Here is a 19,011-nt window from a genome sequence, read left to right on the forward strand (position 1 = left end):
AAATTGACTTTATATATGATAACGGCAATATCACTGTGATACACCAACAATAACAACAATAGCCATTACCTGAGTAGCGAGATCAGTATGAACGCATCACTAAAGCCATTACACAATATTCATCACGCCGCCTACCGCTGCCGTGACGCAGAGCAAACTCGCTGGTTTTACGAGGACGTGCTTGGCTTAAAACTAGCTGCTGCCTTTGAGGAAGACATCGACTTTGGTGAAGGACTCGGCCGCAATCGCAATTTTTTGCATATTTTCTTTGAGATGGGCGACGGCAACTACCTCGCGTTTTTTGACGAACCCGGCATTTCAAAAGAAGCCGATTTTGGCCGCAAAGACAGCTTCGACATGCACCTAGCCTTAGAAGCAGAAACCATGGAAGATTTACTGGCCTGGCACAAGCACATCAATGACGCCGGCAAAACCTGCCTTGGCCCGGTTGACCACGGCTTTGTGCACTCGGTTTATATGTATGACCCAAACGGCATACAAGTCGAAATTACTTGCCGCGCTCCGGACCCGTCGCTAATGCAAAAACACAACAACAATGCGCGAAGTTCACTGGCGGCTTGGACCGAAAAAACTCGCCCACTTAAAGAAGAAACCTTTGGTGCAGCTAAAATTGATAAACGCGCCCGCTAACAAAGCGGGCATTAGCAATCACTCCACGGGTACTCCTTAAACATGAAATTGAAGGAGCACTAGACCGGCGGCACGACAACGATCGGGCCCCAGCCCTTACTCAGTGCCTGCTTTAATTGTTTTAATTGGGCTTTGCCAATGCGATTACCGAGCTCGTCTTCTATGCCGATAATAGCCTTTTCTGCATCTTGGCGAATTTTATCGGCGGCGCTACTAAACTGAACGATTTTAGCGCGACGATCGGCGGGATCTGGCACCAGCTCCAGCAAACCGTCATCCTTCATACCCTGCAACAATTGATGAATGGCCTGCCGGCTGACACCTAGATTGCGCGCCAGGAACGCGGGGCGATTGATACCCACGGTCACGCTTATCATGATCATTGATTTGGTTCGATTCATTCGCTCCCAGCCCGCCGCTTCTAGGCTGGCCTGCAGACTCTCGTCCATCCAGAACAAGGCGTAAGCCAAGGTGCCAATCAAAAAATCCTGATGCTCTGCTATTTTTTTCATTCAATTATCCAGGCATATACGGTGCTTAAATGCACCGCTACTCGTGACATATAAGCGCAAGGTAAATACATTTACGAGTACGATAAGCATGCCATTGTATGCGGTATCGACCTAGAATAACCAGCATAGCTATCGTTATTTTAGTAAAGATAATTGACATATTATCTAAGAATTGCTCTACTGCCACACATACTTTTCTTGTGAGCAAGCAGCGAGTATCGTCATGACCAATAAGAAAAAAGCCTACGAGCGCGTACCTTATTTAATTTTCTATCAAGACAAAAGCCCATTTAAAGAGACCTACGGCGGGCCAATGGATTTTGGCGCCTTGAAGTCACATCTGCTGCGTCCGGCAGAACCGAAAACAAACAATGTCATTGTGTTTATGCATCCCGTGGGTGGCGGCGAATACCTACCGATGATTACCGAGCTGGCCAAGGCTGGCTATCCGGTGATTTACTGCCAAAGTCGATATCCCGGCAATGACACCGCACTGATCATGGAAAAAGTCGTTATTGATTTAGGTAACTGCATTCGTCACGCCAAAGAAACCTTTGGTTTCGACAAAGTTATCTTGGCGGGCTGGAGCGGCGGCGGCTCGCTGTCGATGTTCTACCAAAGTCAGGCAGAAAACCCCACCATTACTGAAACACCCGCAGGCGATGCGGTAGACCTCACAATTCAAGGCCTTATTCCCGCCGATGGCATTATGATGCTGGCAGCCCACATCAGCCGCACCCACACATTGACCGAGTGGATGGACGCATCGATTTTAGATGAACAAGACCCAAATCACCGCGACCCGGAACTTGATCTATACAATCCACAAAATTCGAATCAGCCACCCTATTCTGCGGCGTTTTTAGAGCGCTACCGCGCGGCACAAATTGCCCGTAACCGCAAAATAACGGCGTGGGTAAAGGATAAACTGGCAAGTCTAAAAAATAGCGGCCGAGCCAACGATGAGTTCGCCTTTGTGGTACACGGCACCATGGCTGATCCGCGCTGGCTAGACCCAACTATTGACGCCAATGACCGCAAGCCGCGTTGGTGCTACTTGGGTGACCCTGAGGTGGTCAATAACGGTCCCGTTGGTCTCGCCCGTTTTTGCACGCTGCGCAGCTGGCTATCGCAATGGAGTTACGACGATTCCAATGCAGACGGACTGCGCTGCGCCCAGACTATCAGCGTGCCCGCCCTTGTTATTGGCAACAGCGCTGACGACGCCTGCACACCGAGCCACACCGCGCGAATCTTTGATGCGATAGCTCACGACAACAAAGAAATGCACGAAATTAAGGGTGCCACCCATTATTACTTCGGACAGGAAGCGCAACTAAAGGAAGCCATTCAACTGTGTGGTGACTGGCTCGCTCGCCAAGATTTATTGTAATTAGCGCTTAGCCAGCACTTGCACTCTGACGGCGCTCGCTTTTGCAGGCCGGAATAGCGATATTCTGCACCGACAAGCGCCGCACCTTGCCATTCAATAGCGGCCACTCTATTTCACTGCCCTTTTGCAAACCCAATAGTGCGCATCCCACTGGCGACAGCACGGAGATTTTCAATGTCGTGACGTTTGCCTGCCAAGGCATCACCAAGGTAACGCTCGTTTTCGACTGTGAATCTAAATCAATAAAAGTGACCAGGGAATTAATACAAACGAAATCGTGTTTGTAATCACCGTCCTCAACAATGTCTGCACGATCTAACTCTGACTGCAAGTCCTGCGCTGCCTCTGATCGATTGCGACGAAGAAATTCACTTAAGACTTGATAGTCTGACTGCTTAACAAAAATAGGGATATGAGTTAAATCTTGCATTACTTTTCTCCATAGCAAAAACCCTGCGGAATTTAAAAATATCCGCGTCTAATGAATTACGATTAGCTTGGTGTGTGGCGGGCGACTGAGTAAAACTCAATCGCCTTGGGAGAGGAAGGCGACAAAAATCCCAGCGCAAACAGCGCCGAAATTGAAAATTTTAACAACATAAAACAATGCAGTATTCATGGCGCTGAGATTAGCAGCTTTAAAAAACTTAGCAAGCGCCCGACGCTCTGTTAATAATCATAAATATGTTCAAGCTCAAATCCCGCGCCCTGCACATCAACAATAAGTTGCGCGAGATCCGCCACCGCCACCATAAGAATAACGCGGGCGCGCTGTTCCTTAGAAACAAGTGATGAACGAAATAATTCCTGCGCACCTAAGGACGAAACATCTGCGTCTTTATCCACCAGCAAGGACACCGCAATTTGATGGTTTCCAGAGATATCGCTAATCGTCCATTCGCTAATTGAAAACTTAGGCAGGATCTCGGTAAAACCACCCCAACGCGGCACCGACATAATGTAATCATCGCCACCGGTTGCTACAACCTCTGATCCTTCCGGCTCTTTAGGTAGACGAATACTATTGCTTTGCACCCGCTGCGCAGTGAGGTAAATCCGCTTATCAGTCTCACCGTAGGTAGATTGCGCGGCGTATTTAATCAACTTGGCATAAAGTGATTTCAGCCCAAATTCGGCACTAAAGAATAGCTTTCGCTCCCATTTGCGAAAGGCGTGCTCACCCCACAGCGGCGTATCAGACCAAATTCTATTTCGCCAGCCGGCAAAATCAAATTCGTACCAGGGCTCATCGTAAATAAGTTGGCTGTAAGCGCGATGCGCCTGCTGAATCAATTTATCTTCGGCAGTGTCTTCGCCATCAGCTGACCAACGACTCAGCCGTCCCAGGCTGGCTTCATATGCGCCTTTCGCTAAATATTCCAGCGTGGTGCTCACACCAATCACCCGCAGCATGGTGCGGTACTCTGAATTGGCGGGGTAGTTTTCCGCACTTAAACTCATTACCCGATCATACAAGGCCCAGTACTCATCTATGCTCGCAAGAAATGGAAAACGGCTTGGATCGCCGCCATCGGCCAAATAATCCGCATATTCCTTGGGCTGAAATACCAAATACCACTCAGGGATAGTCAGTAAAGTTTGCTCGACAGGGCGATAATATTCGCCAATGTCGTCGCGGGTAGCGGCCATTAAATCGGTGTTGAACGGGTAGTACTTAGCCCACAGCATATTCACAAAGCGATTGTTGGGGTCGAGGCGCCACTTCAGCCCGAAAAAGTCGTTAGCTTGGGGATAAGCTGCCTTAAATTGCTCGGTACTGGCCTGTAGCTGGTACGGCAAGTAGTAGGCGCCGCCAGCTTCGATTGCCGCATCAATCATCTCGCTACTCCACGCGCCTACCGCGTCTTTCGCCGCCGCGTCGGTGCCTTGCCGGTAATACACCACAAAGGCAAATACCTCGGAGCGCGCCCACGACAGCAAGGTGTTGGTATCAGCCTTAGCATGGCGAACACTCACATTAATAATATTCGCCTTATAGCGCTGAAATATGTCGCGCATTTTTGGCACAAACTCATCAAAGCGATCTACTGGTACAAAGTACTCACGCAAGCCATAGGTGTACTGGGAGCGATCTTCCGGCTCTAATTCCGCAACGTCGTAACTGGCCTCATGGTTACGCCAAACCACTTTCGCGGGGTAGTACAATATGGGGTCTATGAGATATTGCCGAGTCCACTTGCCAAAATCTGAACCGGCAACAAACTTCTCTAGCGCCACTTCGATTCGGTAATCCTGATCTTTGGCTATCAGTCTTTCAACTTCCGTCACGGGCTTGTCACTGGCGTACCAGCTCACATCGCGCAATGCGGTAAAATCAGGGGGATAAATATCGGCGTTGTGGAATACCACGTCATTATTGTCGCGAACAGCCTCGCGGAAGTACTTAGCATAATCTTCTACCGGCATCACCCGAGTGCGGCGCTCAACCGGCACATTATCTTCCAATTGCAAGGTCGCCTCGACAATGACGCCCAGACCACCATAGCCGCCAATGGCACCATAGAATATATCCGCGTTTTCCGTCGGCGAGGCACTGACTATAGAGCCGTCTGCCAACACCAGTTTAAGGCCTAGCACTGAGCCAACTAGCGGCCCCTCCCCGATGTAGCGGCCGTGAACGTTTACGCTAAGCGAGCCACCAACGGTAAAGTTGGCGTAGGTTTGCATGATCTTGACCGACAAATTATGGGGGTCAATCTCCGCCTGCAACTGCCGCCAACTAATACCCGACTGAACTGAAACCTGCTTATTTTGAACATCTAGCGACAGCACTTTATTAAAATTGCGCATATCGATATGAAGGCTATCTGGATAGGCAGTTTGGCCGCCCTGACTGTAGCGACCACCGCCAATCGACACTCGACCTTCAGTGTCACGCAGGGCTTGCTGGATCTCAGACACGGTGCGCGGGGCAATCACCTGCCCTACCCTTACCGCATTTAAATGCGTTACGTCGTTCACAATCTGCGGTATCACCGGCGGCACATACTCATCATCGCCAGACCGAATCACCACCACAGCTGTCGCAATAAGCGAAAGCACTACAGCAAAAATAAATAGCGCTGCTAAACTACGAAGCAAGGCCCAAAACACCTTAAAAGGACGCACCCATTTTGATCCCGCAAATTCCGACAAGCTCAAACTCCCTTTTTAATGTATAACAGCAGAATTCCTGTTAGCGCAGTGAGTACAAAAATGAATAATGTTTCACGCCGACAAGTTATCAAATATCTTTCGCTAGTGTCTGCGTCACTACTGACACAACACACTTTAGCAGCAGATGACGTCGCAGCACCTAATATTGATAGCACCGCCGCGCCTTTTCCGTCTGTACCGCCCTTACTGATCGACAGTTTTGGCGGCAATTTTTCCTATATTTATCGCAACACCGAGTTGCGCGAGCAATTTTTTAACTTCTTGGTGAATGTATTCCGCCTCTACCCAGAGCACGAGCTTCACGCCCTAATCCAGAGTTTTGCAGAATCATACAGCGCAGATGAAAACGTCTATAAACAGCTACAACAGAATATTGGCAATATTAAGCCGTTTTTATCGGAATTAACATTTGCGCTACCCGCTTTAAATAAGCAAAAGCTAACAATGCGCGCTCAAACCTGCGAACTACTAGATACGAATCGCCGCTACGAAGGCTATCTAGAAATAGGCTCAAGCGGTCGCTATGTGGATGCCCTTGAAGAAGACTTGAATATCGTTGGCGAACGCTTCTTTCTAGCCGAGCAAACCGCCACTTACTCTCTTAGCGACATGATTGATCGCGGTCAAATAATGAAGGCTGGCACCCACATTCCACTTGCAAACTACGCCTCCATGCTAGGTGACAGCATTCCGAGTAATTCACTAGATTTAGTCACCGTTTATATCGGCTTTCACCACTGCCCGCTAGCACTGCGCGAGCAATTTATTAGCGATATTCGCGATGCGATGAAACCGGGGGCCTACCTCATTGTTCGCGACCATGATGCGCACAATGAGGATATGCAAGCTATCGTTGGGCTTGCCCACGATGTGTTTAATATGGGTACCGATGAAAGCTGGGATTACAATGCCAATGAGTTGAGAAATTTCTATAGCTTAAGGTTTTTAGACGAATGGCTAAGTAGCTCGGGCTTCAGGGGAAGTGGCGAAAAACTGTATCAAAGTGGCGACCCAACGCACAACGCACTAATGGTGTACCAAAAAGCGTAGGCCGCGCCAACACGCAGAAAACGCCGCAACTGCTAGACTCTAATTAGGCAAGAGGCTGAGCATTATGATTGCAATTCAAGACCACGAAGACAGCGCAGAAATCATTTTGCGCCCTAACTGTTCTGCTAGCTGGGATCAAAACCGCCGCATCCTACTTGCAGTAATGGCCGTGAACACCCTTTTTGGTGCCGGCTTCATTGCCATCGGCGCCTGGCTGGTACTGCCCTTTATGGGTTTAGAGCTGTTGATCATGTGGCTGTTACTGGGCCGAACTTTTCGAAGTCTGCAAATACAGCAAATTGTCAGTCTTAGCCCACAAACCCTGAGTATTGACCTTGGTCATCAACACCACGAACGCAGCTGGCGGTGGCCCAGAAACACCAGCTACATACTCGTTACGGTAAAGCCCCACCCTTGGGACCCCTTACACATCAGTCTTAGCCACTGCGGTGAACAGGTTTCAATTGGTGATTTTTTAAATAAAGACGATAGCCAGCAGCTACTTAGCACCCTGCGCCGACATCTGCCAGTTAGGCACTATTGCGAGGATTCAATAATCCGCGTTTGAAAGTGGCGCAATCGGCGCATTCGCTTCAACCAACAAGGACAGGACCCCAAGCTCTCCGAAGGAGGCGTAATAACGCCCTGCTTGCAGGGGCAACATCTGTCCCAGCGCACCGGTCAATAGCCATTGATCAGGATAAATAACCCAGCCCTGCGCCACACGGTCGTTAATTAATTCAAGCAGCATTGGCCACTGGCCACCGCCAATAAGCGAATTACTCTGCGCTGAAAAAACAATTTGATCATTGTGATGCAAGCCCACGGTTATCGCATCAATATCGACACTGCCAATAGCCACTGGCTCGCCAACAACAAAGCTATGCGCCGCCGCATTGGCGCGAATAATCTCAAAAACACTTGGCGCGCCAACGGCTTTAAACCCCAAGTCGGGTAATTCCGCCGCAGGGGCAACATCGGCCACCAGCTTCTTTAGGCTCGCGACGTCGGCCACCGCATGCTCTATTGGCTGCTTTAACCGAAAAGCCAACTCGACCTCGATCATGCCTTTCTTAAAGTTAGTAAGGTTTATCGCCTGTGTTGAATCGATTTTTGCGCCGGGTAGCAATACGCCCATGATGGCGCGATCGCTGCGAAACTGCTGTTGCGACGCAAGGGAGGTAAGCCCAGCTTTAAAGCCTTCGGGTACACGCCCACCGAGCTTTTTATCAAGACTCAATTTCTGAGACTGATAAGCACCGCGCCATTGCAATGCTTTTACCGACGCTGAACTCGCCTCGTCGTCACTGTCAGCCCAGCTTATTGTGGCAGCACCGAATAAGCTAAGTGCTAACACCAGTTTTATTACCTTTAAAAATTGCTGCATTTCACCAACCGTAAAACCCTGAGTAAATCAGGCAAACCAAATGTTAAATCAGTCTGAAAGATAATATTCCACCGTAGACACGACGCGCACTTTTTTAATGTGCGGATTGTTTTTGTCTCGGTCACTTATTGAAAACTGGCCCTGCGAGGCCCGCTTAATTTTGCCTAATACACTGTCGGAATCAGCGGCAAATTTCTCTGCAACGGCGCGCGCCTGACGCGTTGCCTCTTCAATCATCGTCGGTTTAACCTGATTGAGCTTGGTAAAAATATACTCGGTTTGGGCCTGATAATTATTGCCGTTAAAGGCGATACCTTTTTGACCTAGTTCAGACAGCTCGCGACTCACTTCGCGCACTTTTTCGATATTGTCGGTGTATACCGTTACCGTCTGCTCCGAAGTATAACGAAATGGCGAGCCACCGTTATTGCCATATTGCTGGGCGGATTTATCGGTAATCGCTGGCGCCGACACAGATATCTCATCGCTGGAAAAACCCTTGTCGCGCAAAAAGGATTTAATCGTCGCGATTCGCTCATCTAACAGGATATAGAGCTTGGGCAGATCGTTGCTGGCTTCGGTAAACTGCAGCGGCCAGATCGCAATATCGGCGGTAAACTCCCGCTCAGACAAGCCTTTTACCGTCACGCTGCGCTCAAACTGGCGGTATTGCGTCACTGCGGTACCGAGCAGGACACCGAGTACCGCAAGTCCCAAGACCAGCGAAATCCCCAAAATCAGCGCACTGGCCGCCGAACTTTTAGAATTAGTCATTCCAATCTCCCCGTTCCAATCCGAATTTTCGCTTTTAACCACCAAGCTTTATTAAATGAGCTCGAAAAAAACACCTCGAGTTAGCGCCCGTAAATCCTCCGGAGCCAATTCTAACTCTAATCCGCGCCGGCCAGCGCTAACAAACAGAGTAGCGTACTTCCGCGCTGACTCATCAATCGCGGTAGCCAATAACTTCTTCTGCCCCAGAGGACTAACACCACCCAACACATAGCCCGTCGTTCTCTCCACCTCGGCAGGCCCCGCCATTGCGGCCTTCTTGGCACCCAATGCCTTGGCTGCCTGCTTCATATTTAGTTTTGCAGACACGGGCAATATCGCCACGGCAAGATCACCGGTGTTCAACGTGATAACCAAGGTTTTAAATACCCGCTCAGGTGCAATAGCGAGTTTCTCTGCGGCCTCCAAGCCATACGACGCGCTGCCTGGGTCATGACCATAAGAGTGGACGGTATGGCAAACCTTCTGCTTTTTGAGCAAATTAACTGCTGGTGTCATATCCGCGCCAAACCGCCTCCCCAAGCCTGCAGTTGACCGCAAGCACACACCCTAGTTCCCAATTTAATGCCGCCTTTGAGCTCAACAGGAGGCGTTCTCGGCGCAATATTAAGATTGAATCGAACCGCCCCACTACCGTCGCTACAACTGCCGCGTAAGCCACCCATGAATGGCTGCTTTGGTGGATTTCGCAATATCATTCCCTCGCCAACACTCCGCTTAGGGCCACTTTCAGCACTATTAACGCTATCGTCGCAGGCAAACACCCCACTTCGTATATGGCTAGCCGAGCGGTCGTGCTAAAATTGCGCGCTTTTCCAAATTCACTAGACGCCGCCAGGTATGAGCACAATATGAGTATGTCAGACGCAAGAAAACGGGTTGGATTCGTGAGTTTGGGTTGCCCGAAAGCCCTAGTCGATTCCGAGCGTATTCTCACCCAATTGCGTATCGACGGCTACGACATTGTGCCAAATTACGATGACGCCGACGTGGTTGTCGTCAATACCTGTGGCTTTATCGATAGCGCGAAGCAAGAATCACTGGACGCCATCGGCGAAGCTCTAAAAGAAAACGGCAAGGTTATCGTGACCGGCTGCATGGGTGACGATGCCAAAATTCGCGCCGTGCATCCCAACGTCCTGGCCGTTAGTGGCCCAGCAGCATACGAAGAAGTGGTCGGCGCCGTTCACGAATGGGCTCCCGCCAATAAACAGCACGACCCCTTTATCGATTTGGTGCCACCGCAGGGCGTTAAATTAACTCCCCGCCATTACGCCTACTTAAAAATATCCGAAGGCTGCAACCACCGTTGCAGCTTCTGCATTATCCCGTCTATGCGCGGTGACTTAGTCAGCCGCCCCATCGGCAGTGTGCTAGAAGAAGCCAAGCGCTTGGTCAACGCCGGCGTTCGCGAAATTTTGGTGGTGTCACAAGACACCAGCGCCTACGGCCTAGACACCAAATACAAGCTCGACTTTTGGGATGGTCGCCCAATAAAAACCCGCATGCTGGAACTGTGCGAAGCCTTAGGAGAAATGGGTGTTTGGGTGCGCTTGCACTATGTTTACCCCTACCCCCATGTCGACAATGTCATTCCGCTTATGGCCGAGGGCAAAATTCTCCCCTATCTCGATATTCCCTTTCAGCACGCCAGTCCCAAAGTGCTGAAAGCCATGAAGCGCCCCGCTCACCAGGAAAAAACCCTGGAGCGCATTAAAAAATGGCGGGAGATTTGCCCAGACTTAGTCATTCGCTCAACGTTTATCGTCGGCTTTCCCGGTGAAACTGAAGAAGACTTCCAAATGCTGCTGGATTGGCTACAAGAAGCCCAGCTCGACCGCGTCGGCTGCTTTGAATACTCACCAGTTGAGGGCGCCACCGCCAATGAACTAGACGAGCAAGTGCCAGAAGACGTGAAAAATGATCGCTGGCAGCGCTTTATGGTGGTCGCCCAGGATATCTCCGCCAAGCGCCTGCGCGCCAAAATCGGCACGCAACAGGAAATTCTTATCGATACCGTCGATGAAGAAGGCGCTATCGGCCGCAGTGTCGCCGACGCGCCAGAAATCGACGGCAAAGTGTATTTGGACGGCTTTACCGACGTGAAACCCGGCGATGCCCTGATCGTAAATATCATCGATTCTGACGATTACGATCTGTGGGCTGAACCCGCCTAATGAACCTGCTGCTATTGCAGCCTGAAGACGTAGGCTGCAATCCCACGTCGCATAACATCACGCTAACAGACCACCGCGCAGCACATATTCGCAATGTGCTGCGCGCCAAGCTTGGCGACACCCTCAAAGTGGGCATGTTAAATGGCCTCACCGGCAGCGCCAGCATCACTGCAATTAACAATGACAGCGTGAGCATTGAATTTGAATTGCACAGCCCGCCGCCTGCGAAACTGGCACTGACGTTATTACTTGCCCTGCCCAGACCCAAAATGGCGAGGCGAATTATTCGCTCAGCGACCGAACTCGGCGCATCAGAGATCATTCTGCTCAATAGTTATCGCGTTGATAAAAGCTACTGGCAAAGCCCCCTCGTCAGCGAGGAAACGCTGCACAAGGCCATGCTAGAAGGCCTGGAACAAGCAGGCGATACGGTGTTGCCAACGCTGCGACGAGCTGAGCGCTTTAAACCCTTTGTGGAAGACGAGCTGCCCAGCCTGCTAGAAAACAAAATAGGGCTGCTGGCCCACCCCTATTCGGAACAAAGTCCACCTCAAAAAGTGCAGCAAGATTGTGTGTTGGCCATTGGCCCGGAAGGTGGGTTTATCCCCTACGAATGCGAAAAACTGATCGACGCTGGCTTGCAGAGCTTCAGCCTTGGCTCCCGCATTTTAAAAACCGAAACTGCCGTTTCTACCTTGATTGGCCGCTTGTTTTTATAAAGCCACACTATCTAGCTGATACAACACAGTGAAAATCTCGCCCATCTATAGTTAAAAGCGCCTCGTCTCCTTTATTCCAAAAACGGGTATCGGCATTGGCGTAGCGAGCTCCAGACGCGCTCCGCTCCCTTGTTAATACTTCCGCCTCCCCGCTCCTGAATAATTGCAGCCTATCCGGCCCCAGAAATCTGACTTCAAGCGCCCCAAAGTCTTGGCACTTAAATCTTACGGATACACTAGAACCCTGATCCGGTTTTAAACTATTTTCTCTCGCCGCGGAATCATCCGCACTGCAGGCGGCTAGGCTAGCTGCAGACAACAACAAAATTAGATACCCAAAAACATGTCGCATATCTTGCCTGGTAGCCTGGATAAACTTTGGCGCGGGACGTTGGCATTACTATTTGGAATATCGCAAGCGTCCCGTCAAAATTACGGCTTACTTTACTGTAAAGCGCGCTCGACGAAATCCAGGCGATCCTGGCCAAAATACATGTCGTTGCCAACAAAGAAAGTCGGGGCACCAAACACATGATGCGCTATCGCCTCATTCGTAATCTCTTTTAAGCGCGCTTTCACGGCATCTTGTTCGCACAAAGCGAGAACTTCCGCCGGATCAAAACCGGCTGAACTGAGAACCTCACTCACGCCCTCCGTGGTGGTCATGTTGTTCTCATTTACCCACAGTGCCGTAAAAATGGCAGTTATATAGTCGTGAAACCGCGGTGTGTCTAAAAACGCCACCGCACCGCGCATCAAGGTTAGGGTGTTAACTGGAAAATACGGGTTAAAGCTAAATGGAGTTTGGTAGTGATCTGCCGCGCGCTGTAAATCCATCATCATATAGCGCGCTTTGGTGGGTATCATCGCCGGCGACTGATTGCCAGTCGCTTTAAATACGCCACCTAATAACATCGGCTTAAAAATAATTTCGGCCCCGGTACGCTCTGCCAATGTCGCCAGTTGCGTCCACGCCACATAACTCGCCGGACTACCTACATCAAAAAAGAATTCCACTGTTTTTTTCATGTTATTCAATGCCTTTAAAAAGTTTCTTGCCAGGGACGCAAATCAAATTCATGGGTCCAACAGTCTTTGGGCTGACAATGTATTTGCCAATACTGCTCGGCAATATGGTCGGGATCGAGAATGCCAGCTTGCGCTTTACTAGCGTATTTCTCCGGAAAGTTGTCTTGAATAAAGGCCGTGTCAATCGCGCCGTCGATAATGGAGTGCGCCACATGAATACCCTGGGGACCGAGTTCGCGAGCCATACTTTGCGCCAATGCCCGCAGGGCAAACTTGGCGCTGGCAAAAGCACTAAAACCACTTCCGCCACGCAATGATGCCGTAGCGCCGGTAAAAATAATCGTACCGCTGTTGCGCGGGAGCATCGCTCTAGCCGCCTCTCGACCAGTGAGAAAACCCGCAAACGCCGCCATTTCCCAGACCTTTTGATACACCCTTGCCGTCGTCTCAGTGATCGAAAACATCACATTCGCGCCGATATTGAAAACCACCACGCCCACTGGGCCAATATCCCGCTCAATCGAAGCAAACAGATCGACCATGGCCTCTTCATTTCTAGCGTCACACGCCAGCGTATGCGCCACGCCACCTTCAGCCTCTATTTCCTCACGCAGTGTTTGCATGGAGTCCGCATTGCGACGCGTTGCCACCACACTATATCCCTCGCGAGCAAAGCGACGGGCAATAGCACTGCCAGTCGCATCACCGGCGCCGATAACCACCGCCACCTGCTTTTCTTGTTTGCTATTGTTCATAAATCACCATAAGTTCTTTTTTGGAACTAACGAAATATAGGTTCCTTTTTAGAACTTGTCAATTTATTCTAGTGCCTGTGTTCTTTAGGATTCTGTTCTATGCGCTGGGAAGACCTTGATCAGCAACCCTGCTCACTCGCTCGCACCCTCGCGGTGGTCGGCGATCGCTGGACTTTACTCATACTCCGGGACTGTTTTTTAGGGGTAAGACGTTTCGACGCCTTTGAACAACGCCTTGGCGTTACCCGCCACGTGCTCACCGATAGGCTTAAAAAGCTGGTGAGTTACGGCGTGCTCTACAAATCCCCCTACCAAGAGCGACCGTTACGCGAAGAATACCGGCTCAGCGAAAAGGGACTGGAGCTCCACCCCGTGATACTTGGACTAGTTGGCTGGGGCGATAAACATATGAGCGACGAACGCGGCGCACCCATCATTCATATCCACAAATCCTGCGGGCAGGAAATGCACGCCACCACACATTGCTCAGTGTGTGGTAAAGCCATTACCGCAAAAGATATAAAAGTTGAGGTCGCAACGAGCTGGCAGGGTCATTTAGATGAATTCCTGCCCAGTAAAAGCCGTTAACGACATTATGACTTTCCGCATATCGGCTTTTGTATTTTTTCGACTTGGGCACTCGCTAAGAACGCTATTGCTAGTTAGCCGCTAGTTATTTCGAAATGTGGTAGCAAGCGGTGGTTCGCACAACGATGCGGCCGTCGACCTTCATCACGGCGTGCGAATAAAGTGATCCTTTAGTTTCTCTTACCAGATCTGCCTCAATTTCTATCCACGCATCGGGGGGCACCGGCGCAATAAAATCAATATCCAAATTCTTGGTGGGAAAATGAACATTCTCACCGCTTATTTGCTCCTCAAATGACAGTAGCTGCATGTCGGCAAGATAAGCAAGTACGCCGCCATGACAGGTCCCGGCCATATTAAGATGATGATCTCGAACCCGAAACCCCAGCACTTTCTTCTCACCCACGTGCTTTATATAAATATTACCCATATGAGTATCAAAGCCAGGGGCCGAATCAAGTAATTCAAAACCTACTGGTATTGCGTCATTTATGTCCATTTACAAATCCCATCTATTTCAAAGACTACTTGTGCCGATTAATTTACCATCGACACAATACCTATTTAAGCTCTCTTTTAAAACGACATAATTCCCTTGGGCCAACCGCAATACTGTCAAGACCACCACCTGAATCACAACTCAAATCAAAGCGACGGCTAAAACAGTCTGTCATAAACACGGGAATTCCAACCCCGAATGATGTAGTCAGCAAATTACTTTTAAACATCCTGCTCTGCTAAGATACGTGGCCGTTCACGCCCCAAGTAGGATCACCACATGGCATTTACCGACAAAAACGCTGAACCCTATAGCGGGCAAGACTTAGTTCGCTATATAGACAAAGTCCTACAAGTAAGGCCGCCCCAGTCTAAGGTGCGAAATTTCAGCTATCAAATCATCAAGCGAATGTTTCAGCCTCAAATCCTTGATATTGAGAATATCCCTGGCAAGCCCTGTCTATTTGTCGCAAATCACGCGATGTACGCCGTCGACGGTCCCATTATTGGCCTGCCAATGCTCGCTGAACATGGCCGATTTATACGCGCGCTCAGCGACAAGTTTTTATGGAACCCCATCAACGAAAGCGTATTGCTAAACCAAGGTGTTGTAATTGGTCATCCCGAGGTGTGCTCTGCGCTGATGGAAAATGGCAGCGATTTAATTGTATTTCCCGGCGGTGCACATGAGGCAACCAAGACTGCCGACAAAAAGTACCAACTTTTGTGGAAGGAACGCTACGGGTTCATCAAGCTAGCAGCCAAACACGGCTACACCATTGTGCCCACCGCCATTGTTGGGCCAGAAGATTTTTATGACCACCTTATTGAAGGAGAAGATCTTCCTAACACTATAGTCGGACGCGCTCTCACCAAACTCGGCCTTATCAATGAAAATACCCGAAGTGATTTAATGGGACCCATTCCCCTAGGCCTGTTCCGGACACTGATTCCGAAGCCGCAAAAGTGTTATATCCAATTTGGTGAGCCATTAGACCTTAGTAAATACAAAGGTAAGCGACTTGCTCAAAAGACAATGATCTCCCTTCGCGAAGAGGTCGCGGGGGAAATCACTACGATGATTAAGTCACTGCTCCAACGTCGAGATGAGGAGAAGCAACACTTTGGACGTATCCGGCGTTTACTAACGAACTAATTTACAACCGCAAAACTAGCTGCCCTAAATGCAAAAAACCTCGGCAAATGCCGAGGTTTTTTTACAAACAGCTACTTAGAAATTATAACGGAAATTGATACCTAGCTCGCGCTGAGCATTCATACCAATCTGACGATAGCTACTTACTCCAGTTCCGCCCTGAGCACCGGTGACCTGCGTGGGATTACCAGGATTACCAAACTGTAAAACCTGATAGTCTGCAGTCGCCGGGCTTGCTTCACGATAGCTTACGCGCTCTGTATCCAGTACATTTTTACCGTAGAACATAACTTCCCACTTGCCCTCGGGATCGCGGATACCAGCGTAGGCATTTACGGTATTGTAGGCATCCACATCGTCAATTGGATTACTCGGATCATTCTCTGAGTTTCCATACATTGTCACTAAACCGCGAACATAGGCTTCAAGCCCCACAAAGGGAAAGCTGTATTCAGAACTAAAAGTCGCCGTCCACAATGGTGCATTATTCGAACGATAATTGACAACACAAGCACCGACAGTATCACCTCCCGTACCGTTGCGAATATCAGATACCGATGGGCTCCCTCCTGAATCGGGTTGCCCGTCGGCAGGTAGATAGTCGTTACAAGCCACTGTGCCGTTATCAATTTCACCCTTAGAATAGCTAAACAGCGCGCCGACACTTAAATTTTCACTTGCCTGGAATCCGGACTCAACTTCTATGCCGTAAACATTGATAGGCACTGCACTAACAAAGTTAAACTGAGCAACCGTGTCAGTGAAATTAACCCCATCTCGAGTCGAGGTTGAAATATAATTAACGCCATTGCCTGGCGCGCGATACGGGTAGTCTTCAAACTGTTGATAAAACGCGGCGGCATTAACCGTCAATCTACGATCCAGCCAAGTTGACTTTACACCAAACTCAATTGAATCAGAGGTCTCCGGCTCTAAACTTATAAACGAGCGCTCCCTCGCACTAGGCGTCACGCTGAAATCACCCACCACCGAAATACCCGGACGCCAAGAACTGCCCGCAGTCGCATATGCCATTAACTCATCGGTAAACTGGTGACGGTAAGACAGCAGATAAATAGTCTCTGCCCAGTCCTCATCAAAGTTAGACACTCTAGTCGTCACACCTTGCGAAGTTAGATCTACGCTAGACATGGCCTCGAACATGATGCGACGCAGCCCCAGTGAGATTTCATCCTGCTCAGTGAGATCCCAAGTCACGTTAGCGAACACCGACTTTTCTTTTGATTTAGTTACCGACGTAATCGGCGTCAGCGTTTTACCGGCAAATGTAGCGGGGTTTAAAACCTGAGCGAATAAGGCGGTAGGATTAAGAATATCGTTTTCTGAGTTATTGTCCTGAATTAATAAACCAGCAATAACGTTAAATCTACCAGCCAACGGCTCATTCGATGCCACACGAATCTCGTGACTTCTACCACTCGTATCTCCCGAAAGCTGTTGGCCAATATTATCAAGCGCGGGATTATTATAGCTCGCATCAAAGAAATCGCCGAGATCGCCACTTTCATACGGCGTCTTCCGCCGAACCTTTATATCGGTTTTCGAGCCGGAATAATTCAAGGTGAATTCGCCAAGATCAAGCGCTATCTCAACTCCGCTGCGCGCCATATCTTGGCTGCTTTGTTCGGCATAATTGGTTACCGCCAAACGATCACCGCTGCGAATAGTTCTTGGACTCGCCGCCAGCGACGGATCAGCAATATTGGCGGACTCCATTTGAAACAAAGTCTTGCGATCCGGCGAAATTTTCTGATGCATTAAATTGATCGATAAGACATCGGTGGGTTCAACACGGAAAGACGCGCGATAGCCTTCACCGGTATAATCAGATCGGTCGGTGCTATTAATACTGCGCACGCCATTGCCATCATTTTCCTCGTAAAATCCTGCAAAACGCATTGCCACTTTGTCTTCAACGAGAGGAAGATTAATCGCCGCTTTCGCATTTCCTCCGCCATTGCTGGATGAGGTTAAATCGACATAGCCGCCTAACTCTTGTAAATCTGGTTTTTGGGTCGTAATTGTAATCGCCCCAGACGGTGAGGCTCGCCCACGCAGAGTACCTTGGGGTCCACGCAACACTTCAATTTGACCAATATCAAATAGCGCTTGTATGGCTGCCAAAGAAACAATAGGAGAATCGTTCAGGTAAAATTCGACAGTGGGATTAAATCCACTTGCAAAGGTATCAAAGCGAACACCGCGCAATGATGAACTTGGCGCAATAGAATTTTCTTCCAATGTTAAGCCCGCGACGACCGACTGCATGTCTTCTAATTTTCGAATATTTAATTTATCAATACTTTCAGATGTCACCACAGCGACACTGACAGGTACCTCTTGAAGTGACTCGTCACGGCGTCTAGCAGTAACTAAAACCTCCTCAATCGTGAACTCCTTGCCTTCACTGACGGCTTCCGCAGCAGTACCGATATTAGAAGTGGCGATGATAAAGGGGACAAGTAGAAGCCCTCCCAATCGGCAGTTCGCATTAATTCTCGCCTTTCTTATCTCTTGCAGCATGGACTTTATTCTAGGCTTTGGCACTTGCATGCATCTCTCCTGATTTTTGTTTAATACTTATTATTTAATTACCCGGACTAATGTTTCACCAAGTAGTAACGCAACAGAACACGCACGCATAATTTGCGCGCCACATCATAAAATATGAATCACACTAGTTCACTACTGCCATATTTTGAATTTAAATTTATTCTAAGAGGATCTTTTTCAGAGTAAAAATTGAAATCGAACTAAGTAGATAAGAGCCGTATAACATTGGCTTCCTCTGCACTGTTATTATCATACATTGCCCGCCAGCTTCTTATTGCTTTAATCAACACTGGTGTTCAGGAAGATATCACCAATATTTGCCACGCGCAAGCACGAGACTTATAGGTATTAATACTTAGGGAAAAGTGCTTGAATCGATGGCGAAGAAAGAAGGGAGCTGACATCATTGCCTTGCAATGTCATTCGCCAAATAGTGTCAGAGCTTATAAGGAAGAACGTGCGGGAAAATTAATTTTATTGACGTTCGGGCTAAACGCCGCCCCGCTCACACGGCCACAGGAGTTTTATCAAATCAAACATTGCGCAGCGGTCA

Annotated in this window: 19 protein-coding genes; 8 read left to right on the forward strand and 11 right to left on the reverse strand. The window is 49.1% G+C overall.

Annotated features, from left to right (window positions below; translation table 11 throughout):
- Positions 1-87: 87 nt before the first annotated feature.
- Positions 88-651, forward strand: a complete 564-nt coding sequence (locus KXJ70_RS03460; RefSeq protein ID WP_219042051.1) for a VOC family protein — start codon at positions 88-90, stop codon at positions 649-651.
- A gap of 59 nt (positions 652-710) precedes the next feature.
- On the opposite strand, the gene KXJ70_RS03465 is transcribed toward KXJ70_RS03460, so the two are convergent.
- Positions 711-1,163, reverse strand: a complete 453-nt coding sequence (locus tag KXJ70_RS03465) for a MarR family winged helix-turn-helix transcriptional regulator (protein ID WP_219042052.1) — start codon at positions 1,161-1,163, stop codon at positions 711-713.
- Positions 1,164-1,386: 223 nt separating this feature from the next.
- On the opposite strand from KXJ70_RS03465, the gene KXJ70_RS03470 reads away from it, so the two are divergent.
- A complete protein-coding gene (locus KXJ70_RS03470; RefSeq protein ID WP_219042053.1) occupies positions 1,387-2,556 on the forward strand; it encodes an alpha/beta hydrolase in 1,170 nt (389 codons plus the stop codon).
- 7 nt (positions 2,557-2,563) lie between these two features.
- Here the strand turns inward: KXJ70_RS03470 and KXJ70_RS03475 are convergent, their stop codons facing one another.
- Together KXJ70_RS03475 and KXJ70_RS03480 are read right to left on the reverse strand one after the other, a co-directional pair.
- Positions 2,564-2,986 (reverse strand): GreA/GreB family elongation factor, encoded by a 423-nt coding sequence (locus KXJ70_RS03475; protein WP_219042054.1) that lies wholly within the window; start codon positions 2,984-2,986, stop codon positions 2,564-2,566.
- 239 nt (positions 2,987-3,225) lie between these two features.
- Positions 3,226-5,712 carry an FAD-binding oxidoreductase gene (locus KXJ70_RS03480; protein ID WP_255558177.1) on the reverse strand — a complete coding sequence of 829 codons (2,487 nt, stop codon included), beginning with the start codon at positions 5,710-5,712 and terminating at the stop codon, positions 3,226-3,228.
- A 60-nt stretch (positions 5,713-5,772) separates the two neighbouring features.
- Between KXJ70_RS03480 and KXJ70_RS03485 the strand changes: the two genes are divergently transcribed.
- Together KXJ70_RS03485 and KXJ70_RS03490 are read left to right on the forward strand one after the other, a co-directional pair.
- The gene (locus tag KXJ70_RS03485; protein ID WP_219042055.1) at positions 5,773-6,783 is read left to right on the forward strand and encodes a class I SAM-dependent methyltransferase; all 1,011 of its coding nucleotides are present in this window, start codon (positions 5,773-5,775) and stop codon (positions 6,781-6,783) included.
- 64 nt (positions 6,784-6,847) lie between these two features.
- Positions 6,848-7,351 carry a DUF2244 domain-containing protein gene (locus tag KXJ70_RS03490; RefSeq protein WP_219042056.1) on the forward strand — a complete coding sequence of 168 codons (504 nt, stop codon included), beginning with the start codon at positions 6,848-6,850 and terminating at the stop codon, positions 7,349-7,351.
- On the opposite strand, the gene KXJ70_RS03495 is transcribed toward KXJ70_RS03490, so the two are convergent.
- Genes KXJ70_RS03495 through ybaK form a run of 3 tightly spaced genes read right to left on the reverse strand, consistent with a single transcriptional unit; the run spans position 7,334 to position 9,460 of the window.
- Positions 7,334-8,170 carry a 2-keto-4-pentenoate hydratase gene (locus tag KXJ70_RS03495; RefSeq protein ID WP_219042057.1) on the reverse strand — a complete coding sequence of 279 codons (837 nt, stop codon included), beginning with the start codon at positions 8,168-8,170 and terminating at the stop codon, positions 7,334-7,336. The two genes, KXJ70_RS03490 and KXJ70_RS03495, sit on opposite strands and share 18 nt — an antisense overlap.
- A 48-nt stretch (positions 8,171-8,218) precedes the next feature.
- Complete coding sequence (locus tag KXJ70_RS03500; RefSeq protein WP_219042058.1) at positions 8,219-8,944, reverse strand: SIMPL domain-containing protein; 726 nt, start codon at positions 8,942-8,944, stop codon at positions 8,219-8,221.
- A 51-nt stretch (positions 8,945-8,995) separates the two neighbouring features.
- Positions 8,996-9,460: a Cys-tRNA(Pro) deacylase gene (ybaK, locus tag KXJ70_RS03505; protein WP_219042059.1), complete on the reverse strand. Its 465-nt coding sequence runs from the start codon at positions 9,458-9,460 to the stop codon at positions 8,996-8,998.
- Positions 9,461-9,819: 359 nt separating this feature from the next.
- Between ybaK and rimO the strand changes: the two genes are divergently transcribed.
- Entirely contained in the window at positions 9,820-11,139 is a 1,320-nt protein-coding gene (gene rimO / locus KXJ70_RS03510; RefSeq protein ID WP_439655074.1) for a 30S ribosomal protein S12 methylthiotransferase RimO, read from the forward strand.
- Positions 11,139-11,858, forward strand: coding sequence for a 16S rRNA (uracil(1498)-N(3))-methyltransferase (locus KXJ70_RS03515; RefSeq protein WP_219042061.1), 720 nt, complete (start codon positions 11,139-11,141; stop codon positions 11,856-11,858). Before rimO ends, KXJ70_RS03515 begins: the two co-directional genes overlap by 1 nt.
- Before the next feature lie 7 nt (positions 11,859-11,865).
- Here the strand turns inward: KXJ70_RS03515 and KXJ70_RS19525 are convergent, their stop codons facing one another.
- The 3 genes from KXJ70_RS19525 to KXJ70_RS03530 form a co-directional block, all read right to left on the reverse strand.
- Positions 11,866-12,210 (reverse strand): MliC family protein, encoded by a 345-nt coding sequence (locus KXJ70_RS19525; RefSeq protein WP_219042062.1) that lies wholly within the window; start codon positions 12,208-12,210, stop codon positions 11,866-11,868.
- A gap of 92 nt (positions 12,211-12,302) precedes the next feature.
- Positions 12,303-12,887 (reverse strand): 2-hydroxychromene-2-carboxylate isomerase, encoded by a 585-nt coding sequence (locus KXJ70_RS03525; RefSeq protein ID WP_219042063.1) that lies wholly within the window; start codon positions 12,885-12,887, stop codon positions 12,303-12,305.
- Between the two features lie 14 nt (positions 12,888-12,901).
- Positions 12,902-13,642 (reverse strand): SDR family oxidoreductase, encoded by a 741-nt coding sequence (locus tag KXJ70_RS03530; protein WP_219042064.1) that lies wholly within the window; start codon positions 13,640-13,642, stop codon positions 12,902-12,904.
- A 99-nt stretch (positions 13,643-13,741) separates the two neighbouring features.
- Between KXJ70_RS03530 and KXJ70_RS03535 the strand changes: the two genes are divergently transcribed.
- A complete protein-coding gene (locus KXJ70_RS03535; RefSeq protein WP_219042065.1) occupies positions 13,742-14,230 on the forward strand; it encodes a winged helix-turn-helix transcriptional regulator in 489 nt (162 codons plus the stop codon).
- Between the two features lie 85 nt (positions 14,231-14,315).
- Here the strand turns inward: KXJ70_RS03535 and KXJ70_RS03540 are convergent, their stop codons facing one another.
- Positions 14,316-14,729: a PaaI family thioesterase gene (locus KXJ70_RS03540; protein WP_219042066.1), complete on the reverse strand. Its 414-nt coding sequence runs from the start codon at positions 14,727-14,729 to the stop codon at positions 14,316-14,318.
- 279 nt (positions 14,730-15,008) lie between these two features.
- Between KXJ70_RS03540 and KXJ70_RS03545 the strand changes: the two genes are divergently transcribed.
- Complete coding sequence (locus KXJ70_RS03545; protein WP_219042067.1) at positions 15,009-15,884, forward strand: lysophospholipid acyltransferase family protein; 876 nt, start codon at positions 15,009-15,011, stop codon at positions 15,882-15,884.
- A gap of 75 nt (positions 15,885-15,959) precedes the next feature.
- Here KXJ70_RS03545 and KXJ70_RS03550 read toward each other — a convergent pair whose 3' ends face one another.
- Positions 15,960-18,458, reverse strand: a complete 2,499-nt coding sequence (locus KXJ70_RS03550; protein WP_219042068.1) for a TonB-dependent receptor — start codon at positions 18,456-18,458, stop codon at positions 15,960-15,962.
- Positions 18,459-19,011: the final 553 nt, after the last annotated feature.

The organism is Zhongshania aquimaris (genome assembly GCF_019312595.1).
Lineage (GTDB): Bacteria > Pseudomonadota > Gammaproteobacteria > Pseudomonadales > Spongiibacteraceae > Spongiibacter > Spongiibacter aquimaris.

What these genes read in the sequence shown, in the direction of transcription:
- KXJ70_RS03530 (WP_219042064.1), bottom strand. Translation starts at nt 13,642, where the DNA reads ATGAACAATAGCAAACAAGAAAAGCAGGTGGCGGTGGTTATCGGCGCC.
- KXJ70_RS03490 (WP_219042056.1), top strand. Translation starts at nt 6,848, where the DNA reads ATGATTGCAATTCAAGACCACGAAGACAGCGCAGAAATCATTTTGCGC.
- rimO (WP_439655074.1), top strand. Translation starts at nt 9,820, where the DNA reads ATGTCAGACGCAAGAAAACGGGTTGGATTCGTGAGTTTGGGTTGCCCG.
- KXJ70_RS03465 (WP_219042052.1), bottom strand. Translation starts at nt 1,163, where the DNA reads ATGAAAAAAATAGCAGAGCATCAGGATTTTTTGATTGGCACCTTGGCT.
- KXJ70_RS03535 (WP_219042065.1), top strand. Translation starts at nt 13,742, where the DNA reads ATGCGCTGGGAAGACCTTGATCAGCAACCCTGCTCACTCGCTCGCACC.
- KXJ70_RS03525 (WP_219042063.1), bottom strand. Translation starts at nt 12,887, where the DNA reads ATGAAAAAAACAGTGGAATTCTTTTTTGATGTAGGTAGTCCGGCGAGT.
- KXJ70_RS03550 (WP_219042068.1), bottom strand. Translation starts at nt 18,458, where the DNA reads ATGCAAGTGCCAAAGCCTAGAATAAAGTCCATGCTGCAAGAGATAAGA.
- KXJ70_RS03500 (WP_219042058.1), bottom strand. Translation starts at nt 8,944, where the DNA reads ATGACTAATTCTAAAAGTTCGGCGGCCAGTGCGCTGATTTTGGGGATT.
- KXJ70_RS03470 (WP_219042053.1), top strand. Translation starts at nt 1,387, where the DNA reads ATGACCAATAAGAAAAAAGCCTACGAGCGCGTACCTTATTTAATTTTC.
- KXJ70_RS03545 (WP_219042067.1), top strand. Translation starts at nt 15,009, where the DNA reads ATGGCATTTACCGACAAAAACGCTGAACCCTATAGCGGGCAAGACTTA.
- KXJ70_RS03485 (WP_219042055.1), top strand. Translation starts at nt 5,773, where the DNA reads ATGAATAATGTTTCACGCCGACAAGTTATCAAATATCTTTCGCTAGTG.
- KXJ70_RS03460 (WP_219042051.1), top strand. Translation starts at nt 88, where the DNA reads ATGAACGCATCACTAAAGCCATTACACAATATTCATCACGCCGCCTAC.
- KXJ70_RS19525 (WP_219042062.1), bottom strand. Translation starts at nt 12,210, where the DNA reads ATGCGACATGTTTTTGGGTATCTAATTTTGTTGTTGTCTGCAGCTAGC.
- ybaK (WP_219042059.1), bottom strand. Translation starts at nt 9,460, where the DNA reads ATGACACCAGCAGTTAATTTGCTCAAAAAGCAGAAGGTTTGCCATACC.
- KXJ70_RS03540 (WP_219042066.1), bottom strand. Translation starts at nt 14,729, where the DNA reads ATGGACATAAATGACGCAATACCAGTAGGTTTTGAATTACTTGATTCG.
- KXJ70_RS03495 (WP_219042057.1), bottom strand. Translation starts at nt 8,170, where the DNA reads ATGCAGCAATTTTTAAAGGTAATAAAACTGGTGTTAGCACTTAGCTTA.
- KXJ70_RS03475 (WP_219042054.1), bottom strand. Translation starts at nt 2,986, where the DNA reads ATGCAAGATTTAACTCATATCCCTATTTTTGTTAAGCAGTCAGACTAT.
- KXJ70_RS03515 (WP_219042061.1), top strand. Translation starts at nt 11,139, where the DNA reads ATGAACCTGCTGCTATTGCAGCCTGAAGACGTAGGCTGCAATCCCACG.